The 2,307-nt window shown below is 61.3% G+C and carries 3 protein-coding genes; all 3 read left to right on the top strand.

The genetic code is table 11. The features are described from left to right. The first annotated feature begins 83 nt into the window (after positions 1-83). The gene (locus tag ACXJ7R_RS30370; RefSeq protein WP_457155043.1) at positions 84-506 is read left to right on the top strand and encodes a hypothetical protein; all 423 of its coding nucleotides are present in this window, start codon (positions 84-86) and stop codon (positions 504-506) included. Beyond that, positions 503-1,141 carry an SGNH/GDSL hydrolase family protein gene (locus ACXJ7R_RS30365; protein ID WP_457155042.1) on the top strand — a complete coding sequence of 213 codons (639 nt, stop codon included), beginning with the start codon at positions 503-505 and terminating at the stop codon, positions 1,139-1,141. Before ACXJ7R_RS30370 ends, ACXJ7R_RS30365 begins: the two co-directional genes overlap by 4 nt. Before the next feature lie 15 nt (positions 1,142-1,156). Continuing rightward, on the top strand, positions 1,157-2,307 hold a 1,151-nt coding region (gene lpdA / locus ACXJ7R_RS30360; protein WP_457155041.1), incomplete at its 3' end, for a dihydrolipoyl dehydrogenase.

Here is a 2,307-nt window from a genome sequence, read left to right as displayed (position 1 = left end):
GCGCTGGGGGCCGAATTGCTGGTTGCCTTCAAACGCCTGATCGAGAACCCGATGGGCATGCTGGTCTAGGAAGGGAAAGGGCGGTGCGGACATTCTTCACCAGCCTTTTCGCTTTCATTCTTTCCGGTTTGGCCGGCGGGCTGGTCGCGCAGTGGTTGGCCATCGCCACTGGCGCCGAGGAAGAATACATCCTCGTTTTCATGTTCTCGGTGCTGGTGACCTTCATGGTTACCTTCGTCTTCTTCGTGGCGCAGTTCATGACGGATCCGGTCGCGGCGGTGGCCAGGACGGGTAAGTGGCTGCTGATCGTGTTTGCGGTGATGCTTGCCCTGCTGGTCGCGCTTGTCCTCTACGCCGACAGCGGTGCCGCGGTGGTGAAGAAGGACATTCCCATGGTGGTCGGCTTTGGCCTGTCGGGCCTGGTGACGATCATTCTTCACTGGCTGTTCGTGAGCTGGCGGGTGAGACGCGGTTTGATCAAGGCACAGGTGGGTGTGGGTGCATGAAGACAGTTGTGTGCTACGGCGATTCGCTGACCTGGGGACACAACCCGGAGACTTTGAGCCGACATGAACATGAAGACCAGTGGCCAACCACACTGGCGAGAGCGCTCGGACCGAGCTTCCACGTCATTGCCGAGGGACTGGGCGGCCGCACCACGGCCTACGACGACTTCTTGTCCGGCGCGGACCGAAACGGCGCCCGGATATTGCCGACGATCCTGAGCACGCATTCGCCGATCGATCTGATCGTCATCATGCTTGGCTCCAACGACATGAAGCCGTCGATTCATGGCAGCGCGGTCATAGCGTCCTATGGCATGCGACGCCTCGTCGAAATCGTGCGGGGGCACGCCTATCCATTCGGCGGTGCCGCCCCCAGGATTATCCTGGTTGCGCCGCCGCATATCGTGGAAACCCGCAAGGTGGACTACGCCGAAATGTTGGGAACGGGTGCAATCGAGTCGCCCAAGCTCGCCGGCTTTTATCAAACCGCCGCCAACGAGATGGGCTGCGGCTTTTTTGATGCCGCGAGCGTCGCTAAATGTACACCGCTCGACGGCGTCCATCTCGATGCCGAAAACACGCGCAACATCGGCGAGGCGTTAGCGCCCCTCGTGCGCRGCATGCTGGAATCGTGAATCAAGGAGAAAATCGTGGCTGAGAACTACGACGTCATCATCATCGGCTCCGGCCCGGGCGGCTATGTCACAGCGGTGCGTTCCGCCCAGCTTGGCTTCAAGACGGCGATCGTCGAGCGCGAGCATCTTGGCGGCATCTGCCTCAACTGGGGTTGCATTCCGACCAAGGCGCTGCTGCGCTCGGCCGAGATCATGCACTATTCGGATCACCTGAAGGATTACGGGCTGAAGCTCGACGGCAAGGTCAGCGTCGACACTTCTGCCGTGGTCGACCGTTCGCGAAAAGTCTCGCTGCGGCTCAATGGCGGCGTTGCCTTCCTAATGAAGAAGAACAAGGTCGACGTGATCTGGGGCGAAGCCAAGCTCTCGAAGCCGGGTGAGATCGTCGTGTCCAAGACGGCCAAGACGCCAATGGAGCCGCAGCCGCCGGTGCCGAAAGGCGTCAAGGGCGAGGGCACCTACACCGCCAAGCACATCATTCTGGCGACCGGCGCCCGGCCGCGCGCGCTGCCCGGCATCGAGCCGGATGGCAAGCTCATCTGGACCTACTTCGAGGCCATGGTGCCRAAGGAGATGCCGAAATCGCTGCTGGTCATGGGTTCAGGCGCCATCGGCATCGAATTCGCCTCCTTCTACCGCACCATGGGCGCCGAAGTGACGGTTGTCGAACTCCTGCCTGCGGTGATGCCGGTCGAGGACGCCGAAGTCTCGAAATTCGCGCAAAAGCAGTTCGAGAAGCAAGGCATGAAGATCATCCTCGAGGCCAAGGTAACCAAGGTCGAGAAGGGCGCGAACTCGGTCACCGCGCATGTCGAGATGAAGGATGGCAAAGTCGAGAAGATCACCGCCGACCGCATGATCTCGGCCGTCGGCGTGCAGGGCAACATCGAAAACCTCGGGCTTGAGGCGCTGGGCGTGAAGACTGACCGGGGCTGTATTGTCATCGACGGCTACGGCAAGACCAATGTGCCCGGCATTTATGCCATCGGCGATGTCGCCGGCCCGCCGATGCTTGCCCACAAGGCAGAGCACGAGGGCGTGGTGTGCGTCGAAAAGATTGCCAACTTTCCCGGCGTGCATGCCACCGACAAGCTCAAGATTCCGGGCTGCACCTACTGCAATCCGCAGGTCGCCTCCGTCGGCCTGACGGAGGCCAAGGCCAAGGC

The sequence above is a fragment of the Mesorhizobium sp. P5_C1 genome (genome assembly GCF_054049815.1).
The sequence above is the reverse complement of the archived record's forward strand: the minus strand, read 5'-3'. Positions and strand labels throughout refer to the sequence as shown.